Annotated in this window: 28 protein-coding genes and 1 pseudogene; 9 read left to right on the top strand and 20 right to left on the bottom strand. The window is 63.2% G+C overall.

The features are described from left to right. Positions 1-179: 179 nt before the first annotated feature. A complete protein-coding gene (locus tag NLY44_RS32560) occupies positions 180-788 on the bottom strand; it encodes a YqgE/AlgH family protein (protein WP_023668405.1) in 609 nt (202 codons plus the stop codon). Positions 789-1,003: 215 nt separating this feature from the next. Here NLY44_RS32560 and NLY44_RS32555 point away from each other — a divergent pair, with 215 nt between their 5' ends. The 3 genes from NLY44_RS32555 (at position 1,004) to NLY44_RS32545 (ending at position 2,971) form a co-directional block, all read left to right on the top strand. After that, complete coding sequence (locus tag NLY44_RS32555; RefSeq protein ID WP_023706670.1) at positions 1,004-1,810, top strand: protein-disulfide reductase DsbD domain-containing protein; 807 nt, start codon at positions 1,004-1,006, stop codon at positions 1,808-1,810. Positions 1,811-1,921: 111 nt separating this feature from the next. Then, positions 1,922-2,404 (top strand): peroxiredoxin, encoded by a 483-nt coding sequence (locus NLY44_RS32550; RefSeq protein ID WP_023806731.1) that lies wholly within the window; start codon positions 1,922-1,924, stop codon positions 2,402-2,404. A gap of 87 nt (positions 2,405-2,491) precedes the next feature. Next, the gene (locus tag NLY44_RS32545; RefSeq protein WP_023806732.1) at positions 2,492-2,971 is read left to right on the top strand and encodes a DUF2938 domain-containing protein; all 480 of its coding nucleotides are present in this window, start codon (positions 2,492-2,494) and stop codon (positions 2,969-2,971) included. 72 nt (positions 2,972-3,043) lie between these two features. Here the strand turns inward: NLY44_RS32545 and NLY44_RS32540 are convergent, their stop codons facing one another. The 13 genes and pseudogenes from NLY44_RS32540 to coxB form a co-directional block, all read right to left on the bottom strand. Then, positions 3,044-3,628: a histidine phosphatase family protein gene (locus NLY44_RS32540; protein ID WP_023806733.1), complete on the bottom strand. Its 585-nt coding sequence runs from the start codon at positions 3,626-3,628 to the stop codon at positions 3,044-3,046. Positions 3,629-3,658: 30 nt separating this feature from the next. After that, a complete protein-coding gene (rnhA, locus tag NLY44_RS32535) occupies positions 3,659-4,195 on the bottom strand; it encodes a ribonuclease HI (RefSeq protein WP_023692070.1) in 537 nt (178 codons plus the stop codon). Beyond that, a complete protein-coding gene (locus NLY44_RS32530; protein ID WP_023806734.1) occupies positions 4,192-5,154 on the bottom strand; it encodes a homoserine kinase in 963 nt (320 codons plus the stop codon). The genes rnhA and NLY44_RS32530 overlap by 4 nt, the downstream gene beginning before the upstream one ends. A gap of 7 nt (positions 5,155-5,161) precedes the next feature. Beyond that, on the bottom strand, positions 5,162-6,172 hold the full coding sequence (gene ispH / locus NLY44_RS32525; RefSeq protein WP_023806735.1) for a 4-hydroxy-3-methylbut-2-enyl diphosphate reductase: 1,011 nt from the start codon (positions 6,170-6,172) through the stop codon (positions 5,162-5,164). A gap of 162 nt (positions 6,173-6,334) precedes the next feature. After that, the gene (locus tag NLY44_RS32520) at positions 6,335-7,090 is read right to left on the bottom strand and encodes an SURF1 family protein (protein ID WP_023806736.1); all 756 of its coding nucleotides are present in this window, start codon (positions 7,088-7,090) and stop codon (positions 6,335-6,337) included. Continuing rightward, the gene (locus NLY44_RS32515) at positions 7,087-7,473 is read right to left on the bottom strand and encodes a DUF983 domain-containing protein (protein ID WP_023806737.1); all 387 of its coding nucleotides are present in this window, start codon (positions 7,471-7,473) and stop codon (positions 7,087-7,089) included. Before NLY44_RS32515 ends, NLY44_RS32520 begins: the two co-directional genes overlap by 4 nt. A gap of 13 nt (positions 7,474-7,486) precedes the next feature. Next, positions 7,487-7,627 carry a L,D-transpeptidase family protein gene (locus NLY44_RS32510; RefSeq protein ID WP_023806738.1) on the bottom strand — a complete coding sequence of 47 codons (141 nt, stop codon included), beginning with the start codon at positions 7,625-7,627 and terminating at the stop codon, positions 7,487-7,489. Between the two features lie 76 nt (positions 7,628-7,703). Then, positions 7,704-8,585, bottom strand: a complete 882-nt coding sequence (locus NLY44_RS32505) for a cytochrome c oxidase subunit 3 (RefSeq protein WP_023668416.1) — start codon at positions 8,583-8,585, stop codon at positions 7,704-7,706. Between the two features lie 63 nt (positions 8,586-8,648). Then, positions 8,649-9,212: pseudogene (locus NLY44_RS32500) on the bottom strand (cytochrome c oxidase assembly protein); the annotation flags it as partial. Positions 9,213-9,220: 8 nt separating this feature from the next. Beyond that, positions 9,221-9,376 (bottom strand): cytochrome c oxidase system small membrane protein, encoded by a 156-nt coding sequence (locus NLY44_RS32495; protein ID WP_023668418.1) that lies wholly within the window; start codon positions 9,374-9,376, stop codon positions 9,221-9,223. Continuing rightward, entirely contained in the window at positions 9,373-10,317 is a 945-nt protein-coding gene (locus tag NLY44_RS32490) for a heme o synthase (RefSeq protein WP_023668419.1), read from the bottom strand. The genes NLY44_RS32495 and NLY44_RS32490 overlap by 4 nt, the downstream gene beginning before the upstream one ends. Before the next feature lie 71 nt (positions 10,318-10,388). Then, positions 10,389-12,041: a cytochrome c oxidase subunit I gene (ctaD, locus tag NLY44_RS32485; RefSeq protein ID WP_023668420.1), complete on the bottom strand. Its 1,653-nt coding sequence runs from the start codon at positions 12,039-12,041 to the stop codon at positions 10,389-10,391. Positions 12,042-12,079: 38 nt separating this feature from the next. Next, positions 12,080-12,976, bottom strand: coding sequence for a cytochrome c oxidase subunit II (gene coxB, locus NLY44_RS32480; protein ID WP_050485823.1), 897 nt, complete (start codon positions 12,974-12,976; stop codon positions 12,080-12,082). Positions 12,977-13,339: 363 nt separating this feature from the next. On the opposite strand from coxB, the gene NLY44_RS32475 reads away from it, so the two are divergent. From NLY44_RS32475 to NLY44_RS32455, 5 genes are all read left to right on the top strand, one after another. Further along, a complete protein-coding gene (locus tag NLY44_RS32475; RefSeq protein WP_023668422.1) occupies positions 13,340-13,924 on the top strand; it encodes an invasion associated locus B family protein in 585 nt (194 codons plus the stop codon). A gap of 69 nt (positions 13,925-13,993) precedes the next feature. Further along, on the top strand, positions 13,994-14,191 hold the full coding sequence (locus NLY44_RS32470; protein ID WP_155923284.1) for a hypothetical protein: 198 nt from the start codon (positions 13,994-13,996) through the stop codon (positions 14,189-14,191). Then, entirely contained in the window at positions 14,188-15,891 is a 1,704-nt protein-coding gene (gene tldD, locus NLY44_RS32465; protein WP_245263883.1) for a metalloprotease TldD, read from the top strand. Before NLY44_RS32470 ends, tldD begins: the two co-directional genes overlap by 4 nt. 79 nt (positions 15,892-15,970) lie before the next feature. Continuing rightward, a complete protein-coding gene (locus NLY44_RS32460) occupies positions 15,971-16,246 on the top strand; it encodes an AbrB/MazE/SpoVT family DNA-binding domain-containing protein (RefSeq protein ID WP_081725433.1) in 276 nt (91 codons plus the stop codon). Continuing rightward, the gene (locus NLY44_RS32455) at positions 16,233-16,622 is read left to right on the top strand and encodes a type II toxin-antitoxin system VapC family toxin (RefSeq protein ID WP_023687145.1); all 390 of its coding nucleotides are present in this window, start codon (positions 16,233-16,235) and stop codon (positions 16,620-16,622) included. Before NLY44_RS32460 ends, NLY44_RS32455 begins: the two co-directional genes overlap by 14 nt. A 66-nt stretch (positions 16,623-16,688) precedes the next feature. Here NLY44_RS32455 and NLY44_RS32450 read toward each other — a convergent pair whose 3' ends face one another. Continuing rightward, complete coding sequence (locus tag NLY44_RS32450) at positions 16,689-17,924, bottom strand: class I SAM-dependent RNA methyltransferase (protein WP_023668426.1); 1,236 nt, start codon at positions 17,922-17,924, stop codon at positions 16,689-16,691. After that, complete coding sequence (locus tag NLY44_RS32445; RefSeq protein WP_023687144.1) at positions 17,921-18,715, bottom strand: TlyA family RNA methyltransferase; 795 nt, start codon at positions 18,713-18,715, stop codon at positions 17,921-17,923. Before NLY44_RS32445 ends, NLY44_RS32450 begins: the two co-directional genes overlap by 4 nt. Positions 18,716-18,861: 146 nt before the next feature. On the opposite strand from NLY44_RS32445, the gene NLY44_RS32440 reads away from it, so the two are divergent. Continuing rightward, positions 18,862-19,263 (top strand): GFA family protein, encoded by a 402-nt coding sequence (locus NLY44_RS32440; protein ID WP_023687142.1) that lies wholly within the window; start codon positions 18,862-18,864, stop codon positions 19,261-19,263. On the opposite strand, the gene NLY44_RS32435 is transcribed toward NLY44_RS32440, so the two are convergent. The 4 genes from NLY44_RS32435 to NLY44_RS32420 all read right to left on the bottom strand — a co-directional run bounded on the left by NLY44_RS32435 (position 19,260) and on the right by NLY44_RS32420 (position 22,896). After that, positions 19,260-19,544: a hypothetical protein gene (locus tag NLY44_RS32435; protein WP_023668429.1), complete on the bottom strand. Its 285-nt coding sequence runs from the start codon at positions 19,542-19,544 to the stop codon at positions 19,260-19,262. The two genes, NLY44_RS32440 and NLY44_RS32435, sit on opposite strands and share 4 nt — an antisense overlap. 141 nt (positions 19,545-19,685) lie before the next feature. Then, positions 19,686-21,599, bottom strand: coding sequence for a 1-deoxy-D-xylulose-5-phosphate synthase (gene dxs / locus NLY44_RS32430; protein WP_023685414.1), 1,914 nt, complete (start codon positions 21,597-21,599; stop codon positions 19,686-19,688). 100 nt (positions 21,600-21,699) lie between these two features. After that, complete coding sequence (locus NLY44_RS32425; RefSeq protein ID WP_023687141.1) at positions 21,700-22,620, bottom strand: pirin family protein; 921 nt, start codon at positions 22,618-22,620, stop codon at positions 21,700-21,702. Between the two features lie 9 nt (positions 22,621-22,629). After that, a complete protein-coding gene (locus NLY44_RS32420) occupies positions 22,630-22,896 on the bottom strand; it encodes a DUF2277 domain-containing protein (RefSeq protein ID WP_023668432.1) in 267 nt (88 codons plus the stop codon). Positions 22,897-22,921: the final 25 nt, after the last annotated feature.

Genomic DNA, 22,921 nt, shown 5'->3' with positions numbered 1-22,921 from the left:
GTGCAGGCGCGTGGTTACATTGGAATGAACCCCGAAAATTAGCTGAAGCGACCTCGCCTTCGTCATCCTAGGGCGAAGCAAGGAGCGCAGCGACGCGGCGCAGACCCTAGGATGACGAAAGTGGCGGGCGGCTTCGGCTAGTCGCGAAGGTTCGGCGGAACGTCGGCGAAGGCGAGGCTTCAGGCGTGCCCCGCGGCCAGGCTCAAATGCGCCAGATCAATCCCGATCGATGCCAGGATGCGGTCGTACTTCCGCTCGATGTCGGCGTCGAACAGCAGCTCCGGCGTGGCCGGACAGGTCAGCCAGCCATTCTCGGCGATCTCGGTTTCCAGCTGGCCCGCGCCCCAGCCGGAATAGCCGAGCGCCATCAATGCGCGCCGCGGGCCGCGGCCGGACGAGATGGCGCGCAATATGTCGACCGTCGCGGTCAGGCAGATATCGTCGGAGACGGTGAGCGAGGATTCCACCCGGTAGTCGCCCGAGTGAAGGACGAAGCCGCGGCTGCGGTCCACTGGGCCGCCATTGCGCACCACGAAGTCGCGGGCCTGCGCAGGCAGCCTGATCGCCTCCTGTTCGTTCATGATGCCGAGCTGCACCAGAAGATCGGGAAACAGCATCTGCTGCGTCTGGTTGATGATCAGGCCCATGGCGCCTTCATCGCTGTGCGCGCAGATGTAGATGACCGAGCGCGTGAAGCGATCGTCCTTCATGCCGGGCATGGCAATCAGGAACTGGTCGTCAAGAAAGCCGCGTCCACCGGCTGTCTTTTTGTGGCGCAACAAGTCCATGGACTGGAGCGTAACGCGTTTCCGGGACGCCGAAAAGATGCGCCGCGTGCGATTCGGCCAAAGCCCAACGGTTGGAACAACGGAATCTTGACTGCGAACTTCACTCGGCCGATTGCTTGAAGCCAACTGTTCCTTGCCCGAAGGTCACGCAAATATGATACGCAGAGCGCCATGAAAACATTGCGCGGCCATGAACTGACGATCAAATCAACGCCATGCAAAGCTTGAAAATCCTGCTGCTCGGTATTGCTATCGGATGCGGAGCAGTCCTGCCCGCCGCCGCCTCCTCGTCGGAATGGTACAACAGCGAAGGCGGCAAGGTGCGGCTGGTGACAACAGGCAAGGCCGACGAGGCCGGTCGCATACAGGGCGTGCTCGACATCGCGCTCAAGCCCGGCTGGAAAACTTATTGGCGCGATCCGGGCGACGCCGGCGTGCCGCCGCAGATCGACGTTTCGGCCAGCACCAACATCACCGATGCGGCGTTTTCCTTCCCGCCGCCGCAGCGCCATGACGACGGCTACGGCAAATGGGCCGGCTACAACCATCCGGTCTCGCTGCCGGTGACATTCACTTTGTCGTCGCCTGGGGATGCGGCCGTCATCGATGCCGACATCTTTCTTGGCATCTGCGAGACGATCTGTATTCCGGTGCAGACGCGGCTGAGCGTCGATCCCGCCGCCGATCCCGACAATGCCGAGGATGCGGCGCTGGTGAAGGCTGCACTCGCCACCTTGCCCGCGCCTGCCAAGCCCGATTTCGGGATCAAGGTGCTGCCGGGCGACCATGAGACGCTGATGGTCGAGGCGACTTTTCCCGGAGATCCGGAGGCGGCGGATTTATTCGTCGCCGGGGGACGCGATTATATGTTCGGGGCGCCTGCACGCAGCGAAAAGGACGGCCGGCTGGTATTTACCATTCCGATCCTCGACCGGCCGTCGACGACACCGACCGATGGCGGGTTGTATTACACCCTGACAAGTGCCGAAGGCGCGGTCGAGGGCGTTCTGCCGTTCCCCTGATACCGAACCCGATCCGGGCTTTCCCTTGATCCAGGCCTTGTCGGCGGTTGCGGGAGATGCCCGATTTCGCTATCGCAAGAAACCTTCCCTGCTTTTCACACGAGGACCATCATGACGATTGCCGTTGGCGACAAACTGCCCGATGCGACCTTCAAGGAAATGACCGCCGACGGCGCCAAGGTGATCACCTCGGCCGAGATTTTCGCGGGCAAGAAGGTCGTGCTGTTCGGTGTTCCAGGCGCCTTCACGCCGACCTGCAGCAACAATCATCTGCCGGGCTATCTCGAGAACCACGATGCCATCCTGGCCCGCGGCGTCGACACCATCGCCGTCGTGTCCGTCAACGATGTCCATGTCATGGGCGCCTGGGCCAATTTCACCGGCGGTCAAGGCAAGATCCTCTATCTCGCCGACGGCAATGGCGACTTCGCCAGGTCGATCGGCCTCGACTCCGACTATTCCAGCGGCGGCATGGGATTGCGCTCGAAGCGCTTCTCGATGATCGTCGACAACGGCAAGGTTACTGCGCTCAATGTCGAGACCAACCCAGGAGTCGACACATCGGGTGCCGCTCACATTCTGAGCCAGCTCTAAACCGCGGCGGCCGCCTCGGCTCATGAGCGCCATGGCCTGACGACCACGCGCTTCCAGCCGGATTGCCTGCTTTGGGGGACATCGACGATGTTTGACATCATCTGGCGCAGCATTGCGATTGGCATCGGCGCCACGGTGCTGATGGATCTTTGGGCGCTGTTCCTGCATCTGGCGCTCAGCCAGCCGCGGCCGAACTGGGGGCCGCCCGGCCGCTGGGTCTGGCACCTTAGGGAAGGCAAGGTTTTCCACGACGATATCGCCCAAGCCGCACCCTATGCGCATGAGCAGGCGCTGGGCTGGGCTTTCCACTATGTCACCGGCATCGTCTACGGCTTCATCCTGGTGGCGCTGGCGGGCACGGCATGGCTGGACGCGCCGACCTTCCTGCCGGCCTTCATCCTCGGCATGGTCACCATCGGCGCCGGCTGGTTCCTGCTGGCGCCCGGCATGGGCGCCGGCTGGGCTGCGTCAAAGCGCTCCAACGCGATGCAGATCCGCGCCTTCAACGTGATCTCGCACACGGTGTTCGCGCTCGGCCTCTACGGCACGGCCCTGCTGATCCGCTGAGGACAGGTTCTATCCGCTGGTCGCGCGCGGCTTCATCGCCGCTACGGTGTCGATGATCTCCTGACATCCGCTTTAGCGCGGCGCCAGACTGTCTATCGGCCGCCAGCCGTGGACGACGCGGCGCGTCCCGACATCATAGGCGAAGTAATTGCCGCCACCGGCCGGCTGGTCCGCCGCGCGGCTGATTGCGCGGCCGCTGAGCGCGAGCAGCAGCAATGTTCCGACGCCGCCATGGCCGACGAAGGCAATGTCGCCGCCATCGGCAGCACCCAGCACCGTTTCGACCTCGCTGACAATGCGTTGCTGGGCATCGATGGCCCGCTCCCAGCCGCGGATGCTTTTGTGCGGGTTGGCGAAGAACTGGTCGGCGACCACCTCGAACTCCGGCGGCGGCAGGAAGCCGGTTGCCGACCGATCGTTCTCATGCATGCGCTCCCTCACCTCGACCGCGAGGCCGAGGTGTTTGCCAAGAATCTCGGCGGTTTCGATCGCCTTGCGCTCGGCCGACGAGACGACACGGCGAATCGACCCGACCCATGGCTGATCGAGCATGGCTGATGCTGTCGCTCGTCCGATCTCGGACAGCCCCCATTCCGGCACGGGAACGTTGGGATCGATCTGAACCTGGGGATGGGTGATGTAGTATACGATCGGCATGAGTGAGATCCCCTTGCCGATAGCTTGAGCTCAATAGCTTTGGGTCGAGCGCCGTGCCCGTGGCGCCGGCTGCTTCTCGGATGCCGCCGGCTTCAGCGCCACTTTCGGCGCCGCAGGTTTGGCTGAGCCCCTCTTGAACGGCGCCATACCTTCCCTTGCGAGTTCGTCGGCGCGTTCGTTCTCGGTGTGGCCGGCATGGCCCTTGACCCAGTTCCAGGTCACCTTGTGGCGCCGATTGGCCTCATCCAGCGCCTGCCACAGTTCACCGTTCTTGACCGGCTTCTTGTCAGCGGTCTTCCAGCCGTTTTTCTTCCAGCCGTGGATCCATTTGGAGATACCGTCCATGACATATTTGCTGTCGGTGTGAAGCTCGACGGCGCACGGCTCCTTCAGCGCATTCAGCGCCGAGATGGCGGCCAGCAGCTCCATACGGTTATTGGTCGTCTCGGCCTCGCCGCCCGACAATTCCCTGGTCTTGCCGTTGAAGCGCAGGATGGCGCCCCAGCCGCCGGGACCGGGATTGCCCGAGCAGGCACCGTCGGTGAAGATTTCAACCTGCTTGGTCATGTCAGTCCGTATTCCGAAGGCGACTTGATCGCGCGGTGGAAGCGCATGCGGCGGATATATTCGGTCGGATCGCGCTTCATGACCAGCCCGCCGTCGGGAACGGTCAGCCAGTCATAGAGCCGGGTCAGCATAAAGCGCAGCGCCGAGCCGCGCGAAAGCATCGGCAGCGCTGCTTTCTCGCCCTCGCTCAAAGGCCGCACGCTCTGATAGCCGGCCAGCAGCGCCGTGCCTTTGGTCAGGTTGAAGGAGAAATCCTTCTCGAAACACCAGGCATTGAGGCAGGTGGCGACGTCATAGGCGTAGAGGTCGTTGCAGGCGAAATAGAAGTCGATGAGGCCGGACAGTTTCTCGCCGAGGAAGAAGACATTGTCGGGAAACAGATCGGCATGGATGATGCCTGCCGGCAGGCCTTGCGGCCAATGGCGTCCGAAGTCGGCGAAATCCGCGTCGACCTCGGCCGCCAGTCCCGGCTCGACCTCGTCGGCTCGGTCGCGCGAGGCATTCCAGAGTTTGCGCCAGCCCTCGATGGCGAGCGCGTTGTCACGCGTCATCGCAAAATCCTGGCCGGCGAGATGCAGGGCGGCGAGCGCCTTGCCGACCTCGGCGCAATGCGCCGCTGTCGGCCGCCGCAGCGACAGGCCTTCGAGGAAGGTGATGATGACCGCGGGGCGGCCGGCCAGCGTGCCGATGACGGTGCCGTCATGCGCGGTCACCGGCAGCGGGCAGGAAATGCCTTTCCTGGCGAGATGGCCCATCAGGCCGAGGAAGAACGGCAGGTCGGCCTTGTCGACGCGCTTCTCGTAGAGCGTCAGTATGTAAGAGCCGCTTGAGGTGTGCAGCAGGAAATTCGAATTCTCCGTGCCTTCGGCGATACCCTTGTAGGACAAGAGTTCGCCGACCGGATATGCCCTCAGGAACGCGCCGAGTTCGCCCTCATTGACGTCGGTGTAGACCGCCATGGGCTGTTCACGCGGCTCCGTTGACGAAGGCCATGTCGGCCCGCGTCAGTTCGACATCGCGCAGAACCCGCATGACTGGAAAATCCTCCGTTTCGGTGGCCGTGATCGCCAGGTCGATGGTCACCTCGAAGCGCTGGCGGAAGGCATCGATGATCTCGTCGACGATGATCTCCGGCGCCGACGCGCCGGCAGACAGGCCGAGCGTCGAGATATTCGTGATGTCATTCCACGGAATTTCGGCGGCGCGCTGTACGAGAAGCGACATGGTGGCGCCGGCGCGCTCCGCCACTTCGACAAGACGGCGCGAATTGGAGGAATTGGGCGCACCGACGATCAGATAGAGATCGGCGCCGGCGGCGGTTTCCTTGACCGCTTCCTGGCGGTTGGTGGTGGCGTAGCAGATCGATTCGGCGGCCGGTGCATGCAGTTGCGGGAAGCGCTCCTGCAGCACCCGCAATATGCCGGCAGTGTCTTCGACCGACAACGTTGTCTGGCTTACGAAGCCGAGCGCTTCCGGGTCGGCGGGGGCAAAGGTCCCAGCGTCGGCTTCGGTCTCGATCAGCGTGACGGCGCCTTCAGCCAGTTGGCCCATGGTGCCGATCACTTCGGGATGGCCGGCATGGCCGATCAGAAGCACATGACGGCCGAGCCGCTGATGGCGCATCGCCTGCTTGTGCACCTTGGACACCAGCGGGCAGGTGGCGTCGAGATAGAAGAGCTCGCGTGCCTTGGCGTCGGCCGGCACCGATTTCGGCACGCCGTGGGCCGAGAAGACAACCGGCGACTTGCGGTGCTCGGCCGGGATTTCCGAGAGTTCCTCGATGAAAACCGCGCCAAGGCTTTGCAGGCCCTCGACGACATAGCGGTTGTGCACGATCTCGTGGCGGACATAGACCGGCGCGCCGTATTTCTTCAACGCCAGCACGACGATCTGGATGGCGCGGTCGACACCGGCGCAAAAGCCGCGCGGCTGGCAGAGCCGGATCGTCAGCGGTGGTTTTGTGGCGGCCTGCAGCATGATTCCAGATCGGTTGATCGTATCGTGACGCGAAATGAGGTGTGCACCCCTGCCCTGTCAAGGGCAGTTGAGATCAGGTTGAATGGTCAACCTGATCTAACTCTTTGTTGGAGCATGATCTTGTCCGAAACCGGTTCCCACTTTTCGGGGTGATGCTCTGGATCATTCAGTCTTTGCCGGACGGCGCAGCCTGACGATCAGAACCGCGGCAAGAGCCGCCGCCAGGCCATACCAGGTGAAGGCATATTGCAGATGAGAATTCGGCAGGTCGATGATGGTGACGCCGCCGACCGGCAGCCCGCCCGGGTTCGGCGTCTTGTCGGCGTCGATGAAGATCGGCACCAGCACGGCACCGGCCGGCAGGCCGGCACTCGCCGCCATGACGTCACGATCCTTCCAATAGAAGATGTTCTTGGCCACGTCATTGTCGGGCAGCATCATCGACGGCTTGGCCGGCAGCGGGTTGCGCGCCAGGCCGGTGACCGTGACCTTGCCGGTCACCTGCCCTTGCGGGCGCTTGGCGGCATCCTTGACATCATAGGGAACGAAGCCGCGGTTGATCAGGACATAGCGGCCATCGTCGAGGGCCAGCGGGGTATAGACGTTGAAGCCGGCGTCGCCCTCCCATGTGGCGTAGAAATGCCGCTCGCCGGAGTGCAGGAACGTCCCGCTGACGGTGACCGGCGTGTAATCGACATCACCGGTGGCGGCGAATTCCTTCTCGACGTCCGCCAGCGGCTGCGGCGCTGAATGGGTGCGCTGGTCGATGGTCTGCAGAAGGGCTTCCTTCCAGTACAGGCGCTGCACCTGCCATGTGCCAAGCCCGAGCAGGATGACGAACACCACCAGCCCGAGGCCGAGCAGCAATGCCGTCTTCGGCCGCGAGCGGCCGGCGGGCTTGGTCAGCGCCTCGCTCATTGCCCCTGGTCCAGGCGGCCTTCGGCCGCCTTGTTGGCGTATTGAACCGTCAGCAGCACCCCCTTGATCAACCTCAGCGCCGTCAGGCACAGTCCCACGGTCAGCGGTATCCAGATGATGAAATGCAGCCAGAGCGGCGGGCTCAGCGTCACCTCCACCCACAGCGCCAGCCCCACGACGATGAAGCCGATGATCAGGATGACGAACACCGCCGGGCCGTCGCCGGCATCGGCGTAGGAATAGTCGAGGCCGCAATTGTTGCAGCGCTTGCCGACGGTGAGGAAGCCGGAAAACAGCCGTCCTTCGCCGCAGCGCGGGCAGCGTCCGTGCAGGCCGGCCGAGATCGGCTCAATGGGTGGCCAGATCGCCCTATCTTCACTCATGGATAGTCATGCTTTACGGCTCGATTTCGATCAGCGTTCCATCCGGCACCATAGTCCAGATTTCGTCCATGTCGCTGTCGGTAACCCCAATGCAGCCATCGGTCCAGTCGACCAATTGAAGCAGCCAGCCCGACCAGCCGAATCCGTTGACCATTGGTAGGCGCCGAAAAGAAGAAAGGCGACCGCGTTGCCGCGACCGCCCTTCTGATTTGTCGGTTCGGTGAAAGCCGTCAGTGGCCTTCGATCACCGCGCCGACCGATCCCCAGACGTAGATCGATGCGAACAGGAACAGCCAGACCACGTCGACGAAGTGCCAGTACCAGGCAGCCGCCTCGAAGCCGAAATGCTGCTTGGGCGTGAAGTCGCCTTTCCAGGCGCGGATCAGGCAGACCAGCAGGAAGATGGTGCCGATGATGACGTGGAAGCCATGGAAGCCGGTCGCCATGAAGAAGGTGGCGCCGTAGATGGAATCCTTGAAGCCGAACGGAGCGTGCATGTACTCGTAGGCCTGCACCATGGTGAACAGCATGCCGAGGCCGACGGTCAGCACCAGGCCGTTGATCAGGCCCTTGCGGTCGCCATGGATGAGCGAATGGTGCGCCCATGTCACCGTGGTGCCCGACAGAAGCAGGATGATGGTGTTGTAGAGCGGCAGATGGAAGGGATCGAGGACTTCGAGACCCTTCGGCGGCCAGACGCCGCCAGTGAAAGCGGTGCGGGCGTAATTCTGCACTTCGCTGGGAAACAGGCTGGCATCGAAATAGGCCCAGAACCAGGCAACGAAGAACATCACTTCCGAAGCGATGAACATGATCATGCCGTAGCGCAGATGCAGCGACACGACGCGCGTATGGTGGCCCTCATGCGCTTCCTTGATGGTGTCCGACCACCAGGCAAACATCGTGTAGAGGACGATGACCAGGCCGATGAAGAACAGCCATGGATTGGCGATGTTGTGGCCGAAAATCGGAAAATCGCCGTTCTTGAGATACTGCATCAGGGCGACGCCGCCGACTGCAGTCACCAGCGCGCCGATCGACCCCAGGAAGGGCCACGGGCTCGGGTTGACGAGATGGTAGTCGTGTTGTGGTTTTGCGTGCGCGTCTGCCATATCAACCCCGAGATTTGCTTCGGTATCTGAAACTTTGCTGCTGCTGTCCGGCGTCGATGACGCCACCGGCTTGTTCTTTTGGACCGGGAACATGGTGTAGGACAGGGTGATCGTCTTCAAGTCCTTCAGTTCCAGCACGTTGACGATATCGGGATCCACATAGAACACGACCGGCATGTCCAGCGTCTCGCCGGGCTTCAGCGTCGTGTCGGTGAAGCAGAAACACTCGACCTTGTTGAAGTAGGGGCCCGCCAGTTCCGGCTGCACGTTGAAGGTGGCGCGGCCGGTAACGGCGCGGTCGAACTTGTTGGTGGCGCTGTAATGCGCCTGCGTGGTCTCGCCGATCTTGATGGTGACCGAGCGGGCGACCGGCTGGAACTGCCAGGGAATGCCGTTGGTGTTGGCGTCGAAGCGCACGGTGATGTCGCGGTCGAGGATGCGGCCGGCATATTGCTTTTCGGCGCGCTGCGTCGTGCCGCCATAGCCGGTGGCCTGGCAGAACATCTTGTAGAGCGGCACCGCGGCGTAGGCCATCCCGATCATGCCGCCGAAGAAGGCGACGCAGACGGCGGCGACGACGCGGTTGGTGTTCTTCTTCCTGGGATCGGTCACGGTCTGGCGGGTCATCATCGGCCTCATCCGGTATGGCCGAATTTCACGATGGTCGCGACGTAGAAGATGACGACCAGAATCGCCAGCGCGACGCCGATCGCCGCCGAACGGTTGCGCCGCGCCTTCTTCTGGCTTTCGGTCAGCGTGACCAGTTCAAGCTTCTTGTCGATCATGGTCATGCTCCACCGATGGCCAAAGCGCGACCGACGACACAGTCGGCAAGATAGATGGCGAAGATGGCGAAGAGGTAGAGCAGCGAATAGGCGAACAGAGCCTTGGCCGGCTTCATGACGCGGTCGCTATCGGTCATGCACAGCACTTTCCAGGCATACCAGACGAAGCCGGCGCCGAGAGCCACTGATGCGACGCCATAGAAGGCGGTAGTGAAACCGAGCACCCAGGGCAGCACGCCGATCGGCGCCAGGATCAGGGCGTAGGCAAAGATCTGGCGGCGGGTCGAGGCCTGGCCGGCAACGTTCGGCATCATCGGGATGCCGGCCTTGGCGTAGTCGTCGGACTTGAACAGCGCCAGCGCCCAGAAGTGCGGCGGCGTCCACAGGAAGATGATCAGGAACAGGACGAGGCTTTCCAGGCTCACCGTTCCGGTCACCGCGGCCCAGCCGATGACCGGCGGGATGGCGCCGGCGGCGCCGCCGATGACGATGTTCTGCGGCGTCGAGCGCTTCAGCCACATCGTGTAGACGACGGCGTAGAAGAAGATGGTGAAGGCAAGCAGCGCCGCCGACAGCCAGTTGACCAGCACGCCCAGCGTCATCACCGACAGCACCGAAAGCACAAGGCCGAAGCTCAGGGCTTCGCCGGGCAGGATGCGGCCGGACGGTACCGGGCGGCCGGCGGTCCGGCTCATCACCGCATCGATGTCGGCGTCGTACCACATGTTGAGCGCACCCGAGGCGCCGGCGCCGATGGCAATGGCCAGGATGGCGATCACCGCCAGCAGCGGGTTGATGGTCACGGGCGCAGCGACCATGCCGACAAAGGCCGTGAACACCACCAGCGACATGACGCGCGGCTTCAGCAGGGCGAAGAAATCGCCCGACGTGGCTTCCGACATGCGAAAGCCCGCTTCGTCAATCATTGGGTCGTCGACAAGGGCCATGCGTACATAAGTCCAATCATTCCGTTGGCCGAAAACCGCCGGCGGGCCGGCGGTTTCGTATTCGGGCTGCCTTACTTGATCTTCGGCAGCTGTTCCCACTGGTGGAAGGGCGGCGGCGAAGGCAGCTGCCATTCGAGCGTCGTTGCACCCTCGCCCCACGGGTTGGCCCCGGCGACGCGCTTCTTCTGGAAGGCCTCGAACACGCCATAGAGGAAGATCACCACGCCGACGGCCGATATATAGGAGCCGTAGGACGACACCATGTTCCAGCCGGCGAACGCGTCGGGATAGTCGATGGTGCGGCGCGGCATGCCGGCCAGGCCGAGGAAATGCTGCGGGAAGAAGATCAAATTGACGCCGACGAAGGTGACCCAGAAGTGGGTGTTGGCGATCACCGGCGAGTACATGTAGCCGGTCATCTTGGGGAACCAGTAGTACCAGCCGGCGAAGATGGCGAAGACCGCACCCAGCGACAGCACATAGTGGAAGTGGGCAATGACGAAATAGGTGTCATGCAGCGAGCGGTCGAGGCCGGCATTGGCGAGCTGGACGCCGGTGACGCCGCCGACCGTGAACAGGAAGATGAAGCCCAGCGCCCACAGCATCGGCGTCTTGAACGAGATCGAGCCGCCCCACATCGTCGCGATCCAGGAGAAGATCTTCACGCCTGTCGGTACGGCGATGACCATGGTGGCGAAGACGAAGTAGCGCTGCGTGTCGAGCGACAGGCCGGTCGTGTACATGTGGTGCGCCCAGACGATGAAGCCGACGGCGCCGATCGCGACCATGGCGTAGGCCATGCCGAGATAGCCGAACACCGGCTTCTTCGAGAAGGTCGAGACGATGTGGCTGATGATGCCGAAGCCCGGCAGGATCAGGATGTACACTTCGGGGTGACCAAAGAACCAGAACAGATGCTGGAACAGGATCGGATCGCCGCCGCCATCCGGGGCGAAGAAGGTGGTGCCGAAATTGCGGTCGGTAAGCAGCATGGTGATGCCACCGGCCAGAACCGGAAGCGACAAGAGCAGCAGGAAGGCGGTGATCAGAACCGACCAGGCAAATAGCGGCATTTTGTGCAGCGTCATGCCCGGCGCGCGCATGTTGAAAATGGTGGTGATGAAGTTGATGGCGCCGAGGATCGAGGACGCGCCGGCAATGTGGATCGACAGGATCGCCAGATCCATGGCCGGCCCGGGCTGGCCGGAGGTCGACAGCGGCGGATAGAGCGTCCAGCCGCCGCCAACGCCATAGGCGCCGGGCGCGCTCGGCATGAAAGCCGAAGCGATGAGCAGCAGGAAGGCCGGCGGCAGCAGCCAGAACGAGATGTTGTTCATGCGCGGGAAGGCCATGTCAGGCGCGCCGATCATGATCGGCACCATCCAGTTGGCGAAGCCGCCGATCAGCGCCGGCATGACCATGAAAAAGATCATGATCAGCGCGTGCGCGGTGCCGAAGGCGTTGTACATGCTCTTGCCGCCGTCGATGGCGGCATCGCCGTTCATGCCATAGACCATCTGCGCCAGACCGGTGAAGATCTGGATGCCCGGCTCCTGCAGCTCCATGCGGATGACGACCGAAAGCGCGCCGCCGACGATGCCCGCGAAGATCGCGAAGATCAGGTAGAGCGTGCCGATGTCCTTGTGGTTGGTGGAGTACACCCACCGGACCCAGCCATGATAGGGCTTGTGGTCGTGGTCGTCGTGAGCTGCAGCTTCTGCCATGGTCGGCTCCGTTCCCTAATTCTTGCTAACCCGCGGCATCAATTGCCGGCGGCCGCTACCTTGTTGGTACCGTCGACCTCGGCCATCAGCGCCTTGTTGGCGCCGGGGAGGTCGGTCTTGGCTGCTGCCAGCCAGGTCTTGTACTGCGCATCGGATACGACGCGGACGGCGATCGGCATGAAGGCATGGTCCTTGCCGCAGAGCTGCGAGCACTGGCCGTAATAGATGCCTTCCTTTTCCGCCTTGAACCAGGTCTCGTTGGTACGGCCGGGAACCGCGTCCATCTTGATGCCGAAGGCCGGCACGGCAAAGGAATGGATCACGTCGGCTGCGGTAACCAGGACGCGCGTCATGGTGTTGACCGGCACGACCAGCTCGTTGTCGACCGCCAGCAGGCGCGGATAGACCTTGCGGTCTTCCTTGCCGATCGCGGCGCGGTCGGCGTCCTGCAGGATGGCCGAGTTGAAGGAGAGCGTGTTCTCGGTCTGGTACTCATAGTCCCAGTTCCACTGATTGCCCGTTACCTTGACGGTCAGCTTGGCCTCTTCCGGCGGCGTGTACTGCGCCGTCAGCAGCTGGAACGAGGGAATGGCGATGAACAGCAGGACGACGACCGGCCCGACTGTCCAGATGATCTCGATCAGCGTGTTGTGGCTGGTCTTGGACGGAACCGGGTTTTTGCTGGCGCGGAACCTGAAGATGCACCAGGCGAGAAGCGCCAGAACCAAAGCAGTGATCGGGACGACGAACCACATCGTGTAGTTCCCGAACCACTCGATCTGCCGCATCATGTCTGTCGCCGGCGGCTGAAAAGTCATCTCCCACGGCTGCGGCTGGGCCGCATGGGCGGAGGCACCGGCGAAAAATGCGGCGGCGGCGCCTGCCGTTGCCATCAATTTGGCGCTTGCTGGGAATTTTCTCATCGCCCTCTTCATCTCCCGGTTCCTCGCGATCGCGACGCAAGAATATCGAACAATGCCGGGATGGGAATCCCGGACAGTCCCAAGGGTGGTTCAAACCATACTCTATTTCCCTCCGCAAGAAAGGAGCGGGCGAAACCGTGCGGCATTTTTGCGCGCAAGTGCTGCCGCGCTGTTTCGACGGCCTCGTGGCCCGCGCGGGTCGTCGACAGACAGGCTATGCGGGCTTGTGTCCGGAATGCGCCTGACGGTCGCAATTCGGGCGAATTTGCTAGGGAAAAGCGCATTATTGCGCCTGCCGGGGCTGACCGGCGGTCGCCCTATCCTTTACTTGGCCTTGGCGCGGCTTAAAGTGCCGTGATTCGCAATGGAGCCGTCATGACCTCTTGGCTTTCGAGAAACGCCTGGCATTCGAAGAGCGCCTGGCATTCGAAAAGCGCTTGGCTTTCGAGAAGCGGGGCGAAGGTCGTTTTTCTCGCCGCCCTGATCGGTATCGGCTCGTCCGCAACCGGCGTCGCCAATGCAGCGCAGCCCAGCGGCACGGTCAAGTCAACGCATGGCGCGTGGTCGATCATCTGCGACACGCCGGCCGGCGCCACCTCGGAACAATGCGTGATGATGCAGAACGTCGTTGCCGAGGATCGCCCGGAAATGGGACTGTCCGTCGTCGTCCTGCGCACCGCCGACAACAAGGCCGAGATCCTGCGCGTGCTGGCCCCGCTCGGCGTTCTGCTGCCCAATGGCCTGGGCCTCAATGTCGACGGCAAGGATATTGGCCGCGCCTATTTCGTGCGCTGCTTCCAGGACGGCTGCTATGCCGAGGTCATTCTCGAAAAGCCGCTGCTCGATACGCTGAAGACCGGGACGTCGGCCACCTTCATCGTCTTCCAGACGCCGGAAGAAGGCATCGGCATCCCCGTCGACCTCAAGGGCTTCGCCGACGGTTTTGCCGCCCTGCCCTGAGCTTGATGCTTGCGAAACCGTCTTTCCTCACAATTCCCACGGGTTTGATCTTTGGCTGTGGGGGTCATCATGCGTGCTTGTTCTTTGCTTTTGTCGACCGGTCTGATCCTGACCGGCGCCGTTTCCGTCGCCTTTGCCGAGGATTCCGAAATCATCACGGCGCCCGATCCGGCCGTCATTTTCGAGCTTGCGAAAGGCTATGGCTCGGCCAAGATGGACAAGGACGACGGGGCGATCCGATGGTCTCGGGCCGGCTTCAGGGCATGAAATATGTCATCTACTTCTATGGCTGCGAAAACCATGAGAAGTGCAAGTCGATCCAGTTCTCCTCGGGCTATACCGACCCCTTCACGGCCGACCAGGCCAATGAATGGAACAAGAAATATCGCTGGGTGAAGGCCTTTTCGGGTGACGGGTCGAGCTTCAAGATGGATGTCATGTTCAGGGGCGGGGTTACCCGCTCCTACCTGCTGCGGATCGTCATTGCGGATTGTGCAGGCGCGTCTTCGCGCCTACATCGTGGCAACACCATTCCTCTTGTGAGCGGACCTGCCATGAACAGCCTGACCGGCCAATTCGACATTTCAGACGATCGCATCAAGCGGATCGTCGCCGACACACTGAACGGCGCCGATGATGGCGAACTGTTCCTCGAATACAGCGAGAGCGAAGCGCTGATGTTCGACAATGGCAGGCTGAAGACCGCCAATTTCAACACCGACCAGGGTTTTGGCCTGCGCGCCGTGGCCGGCGAGGCCAGCGGCTACGCCCATTCCAGCGATCTTTCGGAGGCGTCGCTGCTGCGCGCCGCCGACGCGGTCTCGACCGTCAAGGGCGGCTATTCCGGCACGCTTGCCGCGGCACCCGCGCGCACCAACCGCCATCTCTATGGCGAGGAGAACCCGATCCCCTCGCCTTCCTTCGAGGTCAAGGCCAAGCTGTTGCAGGAGATCGACGCATGGCTGCGTGCCGAGGACCCGCGCGTGCGCCAGGTGACGGCCTCGCTCGCGGCGTCCTGGCAGCATGTCGAGATCGTGCGCGCCGACGGCCAGATCGTGCGCGACATCCGCCCGCTGGTCCGCATCAACGTTTCCGTCGTCGTCGGCGACGGCGACCGCCAGGAAAGCGGCTCCTATGGCATGGGCGGGCGCAAGGCGTTCGGCGAGTTCCTGGTCGAGGACGCCTGGAAGCATGCTGCCAGGGAGGCCCTCAGGCAGGCGCTGGTCAATCTCGAAGCCATTCCCGCGCCGGCCGGAACGTTCGACATCGTTTTGTCCAGCGGCTGGCCGGGCGTGATGCTGCACGAAGCCGTCGGCCACGGGCTGGAGGGCGACTTCAACCGCAAGAAGACCTCCGCCTTTGCCGGCCTGCTCGGCCAGCAGGTCGCCGCCAAGGGCGTTACCGTGGTCGATGACGGCACCATGCCGGAGCGGCGGGGTTCGCTGACCGTCGACGATGAAGGCACGCCTTCGGCCCGCAATGTGCTGATCGACGACGGCAAGCTTGTCGGCTACATGCAGGACCGCCAGAACGCCCGGCTGATGGGCATGAAAGCCACGGGAAACGGCCGGCGCGAAGGCTATGCGCACCAGCCGATGCCGCGCATGACCAACACCTATATGACGGCGGGCGACATGGAGCCGGACGAGATCATCGCCTCGGTCAAGAACGGCATCTATGCCGTATCCTTCGGCGGCGGCCAGGTCGACATCACCTCAGGCAAGTTCGTGTTCGGCTGCACCGAGGCCTACATGATCGAAAACGGCAAGGTGACGCAGCCGATCAAGGGCGCCATGCTGATCGGCAACGGACCGGACGCCATGCACCGTGTGTCGATGATCGGCAACGACATGAAACTCGACACCGGCATCGGCATGTGCGGCAAGGCCGGACAAGGCGTGCCGGTCGGCGTCGGCCAGCCGCATCTCAGGATGAACCAGATGACCGTCGGCGGCACCAGGGTTTGAGCGAGGAGACGCCAATGGGCTTGAATAGTTCCCCTCACAGGGATATCTTACCTTTGTCTTACACAAGGGTAATACCGCAATGGGTGCAATAGAAAAGCTTATAACGACCGTCTCTACCAAGGGACAGGTAATCCTGCCCAGCGCGATCCGCAAACGGAGGGACTGGGGCGCGGGCACGCGCCTGCAGGTCGAAGACACACCAGACGGTGTACTTTTGAGACCGGCGCCTGCCTTTGCCCCGACACGACCAGAAGATGTCTTTGGTGTCCTGCCGCACAGTGGCAGACCGAAGACCTTGGAGGAGATGGACGCGGCCGTCCTTGCTGAAGCACGGCGGCGCCATGCTCGCGATTGATACCAACGTTGTCGTCAGGTATCTGACGAACGACGATCCCGAGCAGTCCCCGCGAGCCCGGCGGCTGATCGACGGTCAGCCCGTTTTCGTCGCCGTCACGGTGATCCTGGAGGCTGAGTGGGTGCTGCGCAGCGGCTATGGTTATGATCAGGCCTCGATCGTCAATGCACTGCGGGTGTTCGGCGGGCTTCCCACTGTCGAGATAGAGGATGCTGCGATGGTCTCTTCCGCGGTCGATCTAGCCGAGACGGGAATGGATTTCGCCGATGCGCTCCATCTGGGCAAGTCCTCGCACTGCTCAGCATTTGTGTCCTTCGACCGTAAGTTCATCAAGGCCGCACAAGCGGCCGGGTACGAAAGCGTTCGCGAAGGCTAGTTTGCCAGCCGGCTACGTCTTGCGGGGGGCGGCAAACTCAAGCACGGCCTTGTGAAAATCGGCGGATTAACGTCGCCGTTTCGGCTTCTCCAGCAGCGCCACGGCCTCGACATGCGGCGACCACAGGAACTGGTCGATGGGCGTGACGCTCTTCAAGATGTAGCCGCCGTCAATCAGGATGCGCAGGTCTCGTGCCAGCGTCACCGGATTGCAGGAGACGGCGGCGACGAACGGCACATCCGAGCGGGCGATCTGCTTCGACTGGTCCTCGGCGCCGGCGCGCGGCGGGTCGAAGACGACGCCATCGAAAGCATTCAGCTCCTTGAACGTCAGCGGCCGCCGGAACAGGTCGCGGCGTTCGCCGGTTACCCGCTTCAGGCCGGTGGCGAAGCGCGATCCGCGGTCGAGCGCCGAAAGGGCTGCCGCGTCGCCTTCGACCGCGTGGACTTCGGATTTGGCCGCCAGCCGAAGCGCAAAGCTGCCGCAGCCGGCGAAAAGATCCGCGACTTTCCTGGCACGCTTCAGATGTCCGCCAACGAGATCGGCCATCGTCTGTTCGGCGGCTTGCGTTGCCTGCAGGAAGGCGCCAGGCGGTATGGCGACAGCGACGGTGCCGAACATGACCACCGGCTTTTTCGGCTCGATGACAATCTCGTCGTCGATCGAAAGCCGGGCAAAGCCATTGGCCATGATGAAGTTGGAGGCGACCCGGCGCTGGTTCTCGCCCAGCTTGCCCGACTCATAGACAGCGACGTCAAGCCCCGAGCCCGTCACAGTGACCGCCATCCGGAACGATTTGGTGGTGGCGCAAACCAGGTCGGCGACCGACCTCAAGCGATCGAGCGCGGCAACGATCTCCGGCAGCGAGATCGGACATTCCTCGATGGGGATGATTTCCGGCGACAGATGGCGATGGAAGCCAAGCAGCATGCCTGTGTCGGCGCGCCTGGCGGCAAGCACGACGCGGCGGCGTGTGTGTGGCGCACACGGCACCAGGGCGCCGATGTCGCCGGCAATGCCTTTCAAGGCATGCACGACCTTGTCGCGTTTCCATTGCTGGTAAGCGTCGGCTTGCAGATGCTGGACGGCGCAGCCGCCACATTCGGTGAAATGCCGGCAGGCCGGATCGATACGCAGCGGCGACGTCTCCAATACCGCCATCAGCATGGCGCGATCCCTCTCGCGCGCGGCGGTGACGGTCTCGCCGGGCAGGGTGAAGGGAATGAACAGCTCGCCGGTTTCCGTCTCGGCGACGCCGTCGCCCTGCGAACCCAGTCTCTTGATGGTGAAGCCCGTGCTCATCGGTCCTTGGTCCCGGCATCCTTGATCCCGGCATCCTTGATCCCGGCAAGCAGGAATTCGCGGTTGCCGTCGCCGCCTTCGATCGGCGACATGTGCAGGCCCAATGTACGCCAGCCAGGGACGCCTTCGAGCCATTCCTGCAGCAAGCCGGCCACACGGGCGGCGTCATAAGGGTCTTTCAACAGACCGCCCTTGCCGATTGCCTCGCGGCCGGCCTCGAATTGCGGCTTGACCAGAAACACCGCACGAGCGCCGTCCCGAGCCAATGCCAACGCCGGTGGCGTCGCCAGTTTCAACGAGATGAAGCTGACGTCGGAGACGATGAAATCCGGGATGCGGCCGCCGAGATCGGCAGCCGTGAGCTCGCGAGCGTTGAGGCCCTCGATGACCGTCACGCGCGGGTCGCCCGCAATGTCGGGATGCATCTGGCCGTGGCCGACATCGATGGCCGTGACATGGGCCGCGCCGCGTTCGAGCAGCACCTGGGTGAAGCCGCCGGTCGAGGCGCCGATATCGAGAGCTTCACTACCCGCAGGATCGAGACTGAAATGGTCGAGCCCGGCGATCAGCTTCAGCGCCGCGCGTGAGACATAACCCTGCGCCGGATCGTCGATGACGATGAGACAGTGCGGCAGAACCGTCTGGCCGGGCTTGCGGGCGACCACGCCGTCGACCGTCACGGTGCCGCGCTCGACCGCGTCGCGGGCGCGCGAGCGGCTCGCAAACAGGCCGCGCTGGACGAGCAATTCGTCAAGCCGCTGGCGTGTGCTGGCTGGCAGAGGGGAGTTCATCGGCCTTCATGGCGAAAGCCGGCCGCGAAGGCAAGGACATTGGCATGGGAGGACGTCGAGACCCGGGCCGCAAGCCAGTCCGCCCGGTTGAATATCGCAGCCAGTCCGGCAAGATGTAGAGGCTCAGGCAATGCGGAGGAAGACGAATGCTGACGGGAACCTGCCATTGCGGCGCCGCCCACTGGACCCTGGAAGGCGATCCCGGCCCGATCACGGCCTGCAATTGCACGCTTTGCCGCCGCTATGGCACGCTCTGGGCCTATGACTTTGTCGACGAGCGTATCCGGCTTGCGGGGCCTGTGCAGTCCTACACCCGCGCCGGCAAGGAGACGCCGTCGCTGGAAATCCTGTTTTGCCCGACATGTGCCTGTGTGCTTGCCTGGCGCGGTTTGCGCCGCAGCGACAGCGGCCGCACGCGTATCGCCGTCAATGTCAGGCTGGCACCGCCTGAGGCGGTCGCCGACCTGCCGATCGACCATTTCGACGGGCTGGACACTTATGACGACCTGCCGCGCGATGGGCGCTGCGTGCGCGATATGTGGTTTTAGAAGATCGTCCGTGAGACCTGCCGTTCAACGGCCGGCATCAGGCCGTCGCTTCCGTCATCTGAAGCCTGCTTGCGCGGGCGCTCGACAGCAACGACTGGTGCGTCCGGCACGACGACAAGCTGCGGCACCTGCTTGTAGGAAAAAGCGCCCCTGATATCGCCCATCTTGCGGGCGACGATGCCTGCCACCGCCTGTTCGAGCTTGCGGTCATAGCGCGTCTCGGCCATGGCCGGCGCGGCGATGACGGCCAAAAGGGCCGCGCCGCACAGAAGCGTTCGCATTGTTTTTAACTCCCTGCCTGGCTCTCGTTCTAGCAGGGGGGCGTTGAAAAACGGCCAAAAGACACGGTAAGCAAAACGCCAAAAGGAAGCGTTAACATAGGGTTGCAGCCGACAACCGCTTCAGAGGCGTGAGGTTTTGATTCAGGCCCGTTGCGCGCGCGCGGAATGGCCGAGCGCGACGAACACGGTGCGCACGATGCCGGCCGCGTCGAGCCCGGCATCGGCATACATTTTTTCCGGCTTGGCGTGGTCGGTGAACTCGTCCGGCAGCACCAGCGGCCGAACTTTCAGACCGCTTTCCAGCAAGCCTTCATGGGCGAGGAACTGCAGCACGTGGCTGGCGAAACCGCCGACAGCGCCCTCTTCCACCGTCACCAGCACTTCGTGCGAGCGGGCGAGACGGCGGATCAAATCCTCGTCGAGCGGCTTGGCGAAACGGGCATCCGCAACCGTTGTCGAAAGCCCTGCCGCGCCGAGTTCCTCGGCCGCCAGCAGGCAATCCTGCAGTCTTGTGCCGAAGGACAGAAGCGCCACCTTGGTGCCTTCCCTGACGATGCGGCCCTTGCCGATTTCGAGCACCGAGCCGCGCTCCGGCATATCGACGCCTACGCCGTTGCCGCGCGGATAGCGGAAGGCGATCGGGCCTTCGTCATAATAGGCGGCGGTGCGCACCATGTGGCGAAGCTCCGCCTCGTCGGCAGCCGCCATCACCACGAAGCCCGGCAGCGTCGCCAGGAAGGTGGTGTCGAAGGCGCCGCAATGGGTGGCGCCGTCAGCGCCGACGAAACCGGCGCGGTCGATCGGGAAACGCACGGGCAGTTTCTGGATCGCCACGTCGTGGACGACCTGATCGTAGGCGCGCTGCAGGAAGGTCGAATAGATGGCGGCGAAGGGCTTGTAGCCCTCGCTGGCGAGGCCGGCGGCGAAGGTCACGGCATGTTGCTCGGCAATGCCCACATCGAAGGTCCGGGTCGGGAAGGCTTCGCCGAACAAATCGAGGCCGGTGCCGTTCGGCATGGCGGCGGTGACGGCGACGATACGTTCGTCCAGGCGGGCTTCCTGGACCAGGCTTTCGGCAAACACCTTGGTGTAGGCCGGCGCATTGGCCGGGGCCTTGGTCTGCGCGCCGGTGATGACGTCGAACTTGTTCACGCCATGATATTTGTCGGCCGCGGCCTCAGCCGGCGCGTAGCCCTTGCCCTTCTGGGTCACGACATGGATCAGCACCGGGCCGTCGGCATGGTCGCGGACGTTCTTCAGCACCGGGATCAGATGCTCGAGATTGTGGCCGTCGATGGGGCCGATGTGGTAGAAGCCGAGCTCCTCGAACAGCGTGCCGCCGGTGACGTAGCCGCGCGCATGCTCGACCGCCCGCTTGATGGCGCGATCGGCGCGTTTGCCGAGATAGGAGGTCAGCTTCTTGCCGAAATCGCGCAGCCCAAGATAGGTCTTGCCCGACGCGAGCCGGGCCAGATAGGCGCTCATGGCGCCGGTCGGCGGCGCGATCGACATGTCGTTGTCGTTCAGGATGACGATCAGGCGAGCATCAAGCGCGCCGGCATTGTTCATGGCTTCATAGGCCATGCCGGCAGACATGGCGCCGTCGCCGATGACGGCAATGACATTGTTGTGGCCGCCGGAGAGGTCGCGCGCCATGGCCATGCCGAGGCCGGCGGAAATGGAGGTCGAGGAGTGCGCGGCGCCGAACGGGTCGTATTCGCTCTCGGCGCGACGGGTGAAGCCGGATAGGCCGCCTTCTTGCCTGAGCGTGCGGATGCGGTCGCGGCGGCCGGTCAGGATCTTGTGCGGATAGGCCTGGTGGCCGACATCCCAGATCACGCGGTCTTCCGGCGTGTTGAAGACATAGTGAAGCGCCACCGTCAGTTCGACGACACCGAGGCCGGCGCCGAGATGCCCGCCCGTATGCGAGACGGCATCGATCAGCTCGGCGCGCAGCTCCGAGGCCAGCTGCGGCAGCTCGCTTTCGTCAAGCTTCTTCAGGTCGGCTGGAATGCGGACCTTGTCGAGAAGCGGCGTATGCAGCGTTGCGTTCACTGTTAAGGGCCTGCTCAGCTATGATGCGCGTCGATCATGGCGAAATATGCCTGCGTCGCCCGAATGTAAATGCGTGTCAGTGACGCGGGTGATGCTGACGTTAATTGTCCGGTAGCGGAATGAACTCTTCCTCATCTCCAGGAACGATATCGAAGCGGCCCGTCTTCCATTCCTGCTTGGCCTGTTCGATGCGTTCCTTCGACGACGAGACGAAGTTCCACCAGATGTGGCGCGGAGAGCCGAGCGAAGCGCCCCCGAAGAGCATGAAATGGGCGCCGCGCTCGGACGACACGACGATCTCGTCACCAGGCCGGAACACCAGCAGCCGTTCGGCCGGAAAACGGTCGCCCGAAACCGAGACATCGCCGTCCAGCGTGTAGATGGCGCGTTCCTCGGCGTCGGCGGGAATTTTGACGCTGGCGCCGGGCGCCAGCCTCAGATCGGCGTAGAGCGTCTCGGTGTCGGCTCTTACCGGCGAGCGCAGTCCCTGGAAATCGCCGATCACCACGCGGCCGGAAACACCTTCGGCGTCGATCTCGGGCAGAAGGAGCGCGGCCGTGTTCTCGAACACCGGCGCCACTTCCTCCTTGCCGTCGGGCAAAGCCAGCCATGTCTGCAGGCCGGAGACCGACATTGGCGCGCCGCGCAGTTCTTCGGGCGTGCGCTCGGAATGGACGATACCGCGGCCGGCGGTCATCAAATTCACGTCGCCCGGCTGGATGACCATCTCGGTGCCGAGCGAATCGCGGTGCCTGATATTGCCGTCGAACAGATAGGTGACGGTGGAAAGCCCGATATGCGGGTGCGGGCGCACATCCATCGCCTGCCCGGCGCGCAAGATGGCCGGCCCCATGCGGTCGAAGAAGATGAAGGGACCAACCAGCCGCCGCTTTGCCGTCGGCAGAGCGCGGCGAACCTGGAAGCCGCCAATATCCTTGGCATTCGGAATGACCATCAACTCGATCTGGTCGCTGGCGAAGGCGTCGCCAGGCTCAGGGTCCTTGCCGGGAAAGAAACTCATTGGATTTCCTTATGCGAAGCGCAGCGCCGATTTGGCTTTCGCCTTGGCCGCCACCTCTTCGCGATTGCGCGGATGGTGTGTGGTTTCGAGCGAATGCAGCAATTCATGCGCCGATTCGGCGATCGCCTCGACGGCGCGGTCGAAGGCTGCCTGGTTGCGCTGCGAGGGGCGCGTCGTTCCGCTCAGTTTGCGCACGAATTGAAGGGCGGCGTCGCGGATCTCGTCATGGGTCGCCGGCGGCTCGAAATTGAACAGGGTCTTGATGTTTCTGCACATGCTTGAACTCCTATCTGCTTTATGC

The organism is Mesorhizobium sp. C089B (genome assembly GCF_030323125.1).
Classification (GTDB): Bacteria; Pseudomonadota; Alphaproteobacteria; order Rhizobiales; family Rhizobiaceae; genus Mesorhizobium.
This window is presented reverse-complemented; position numbering and strand designations above follow the sequence as displayed.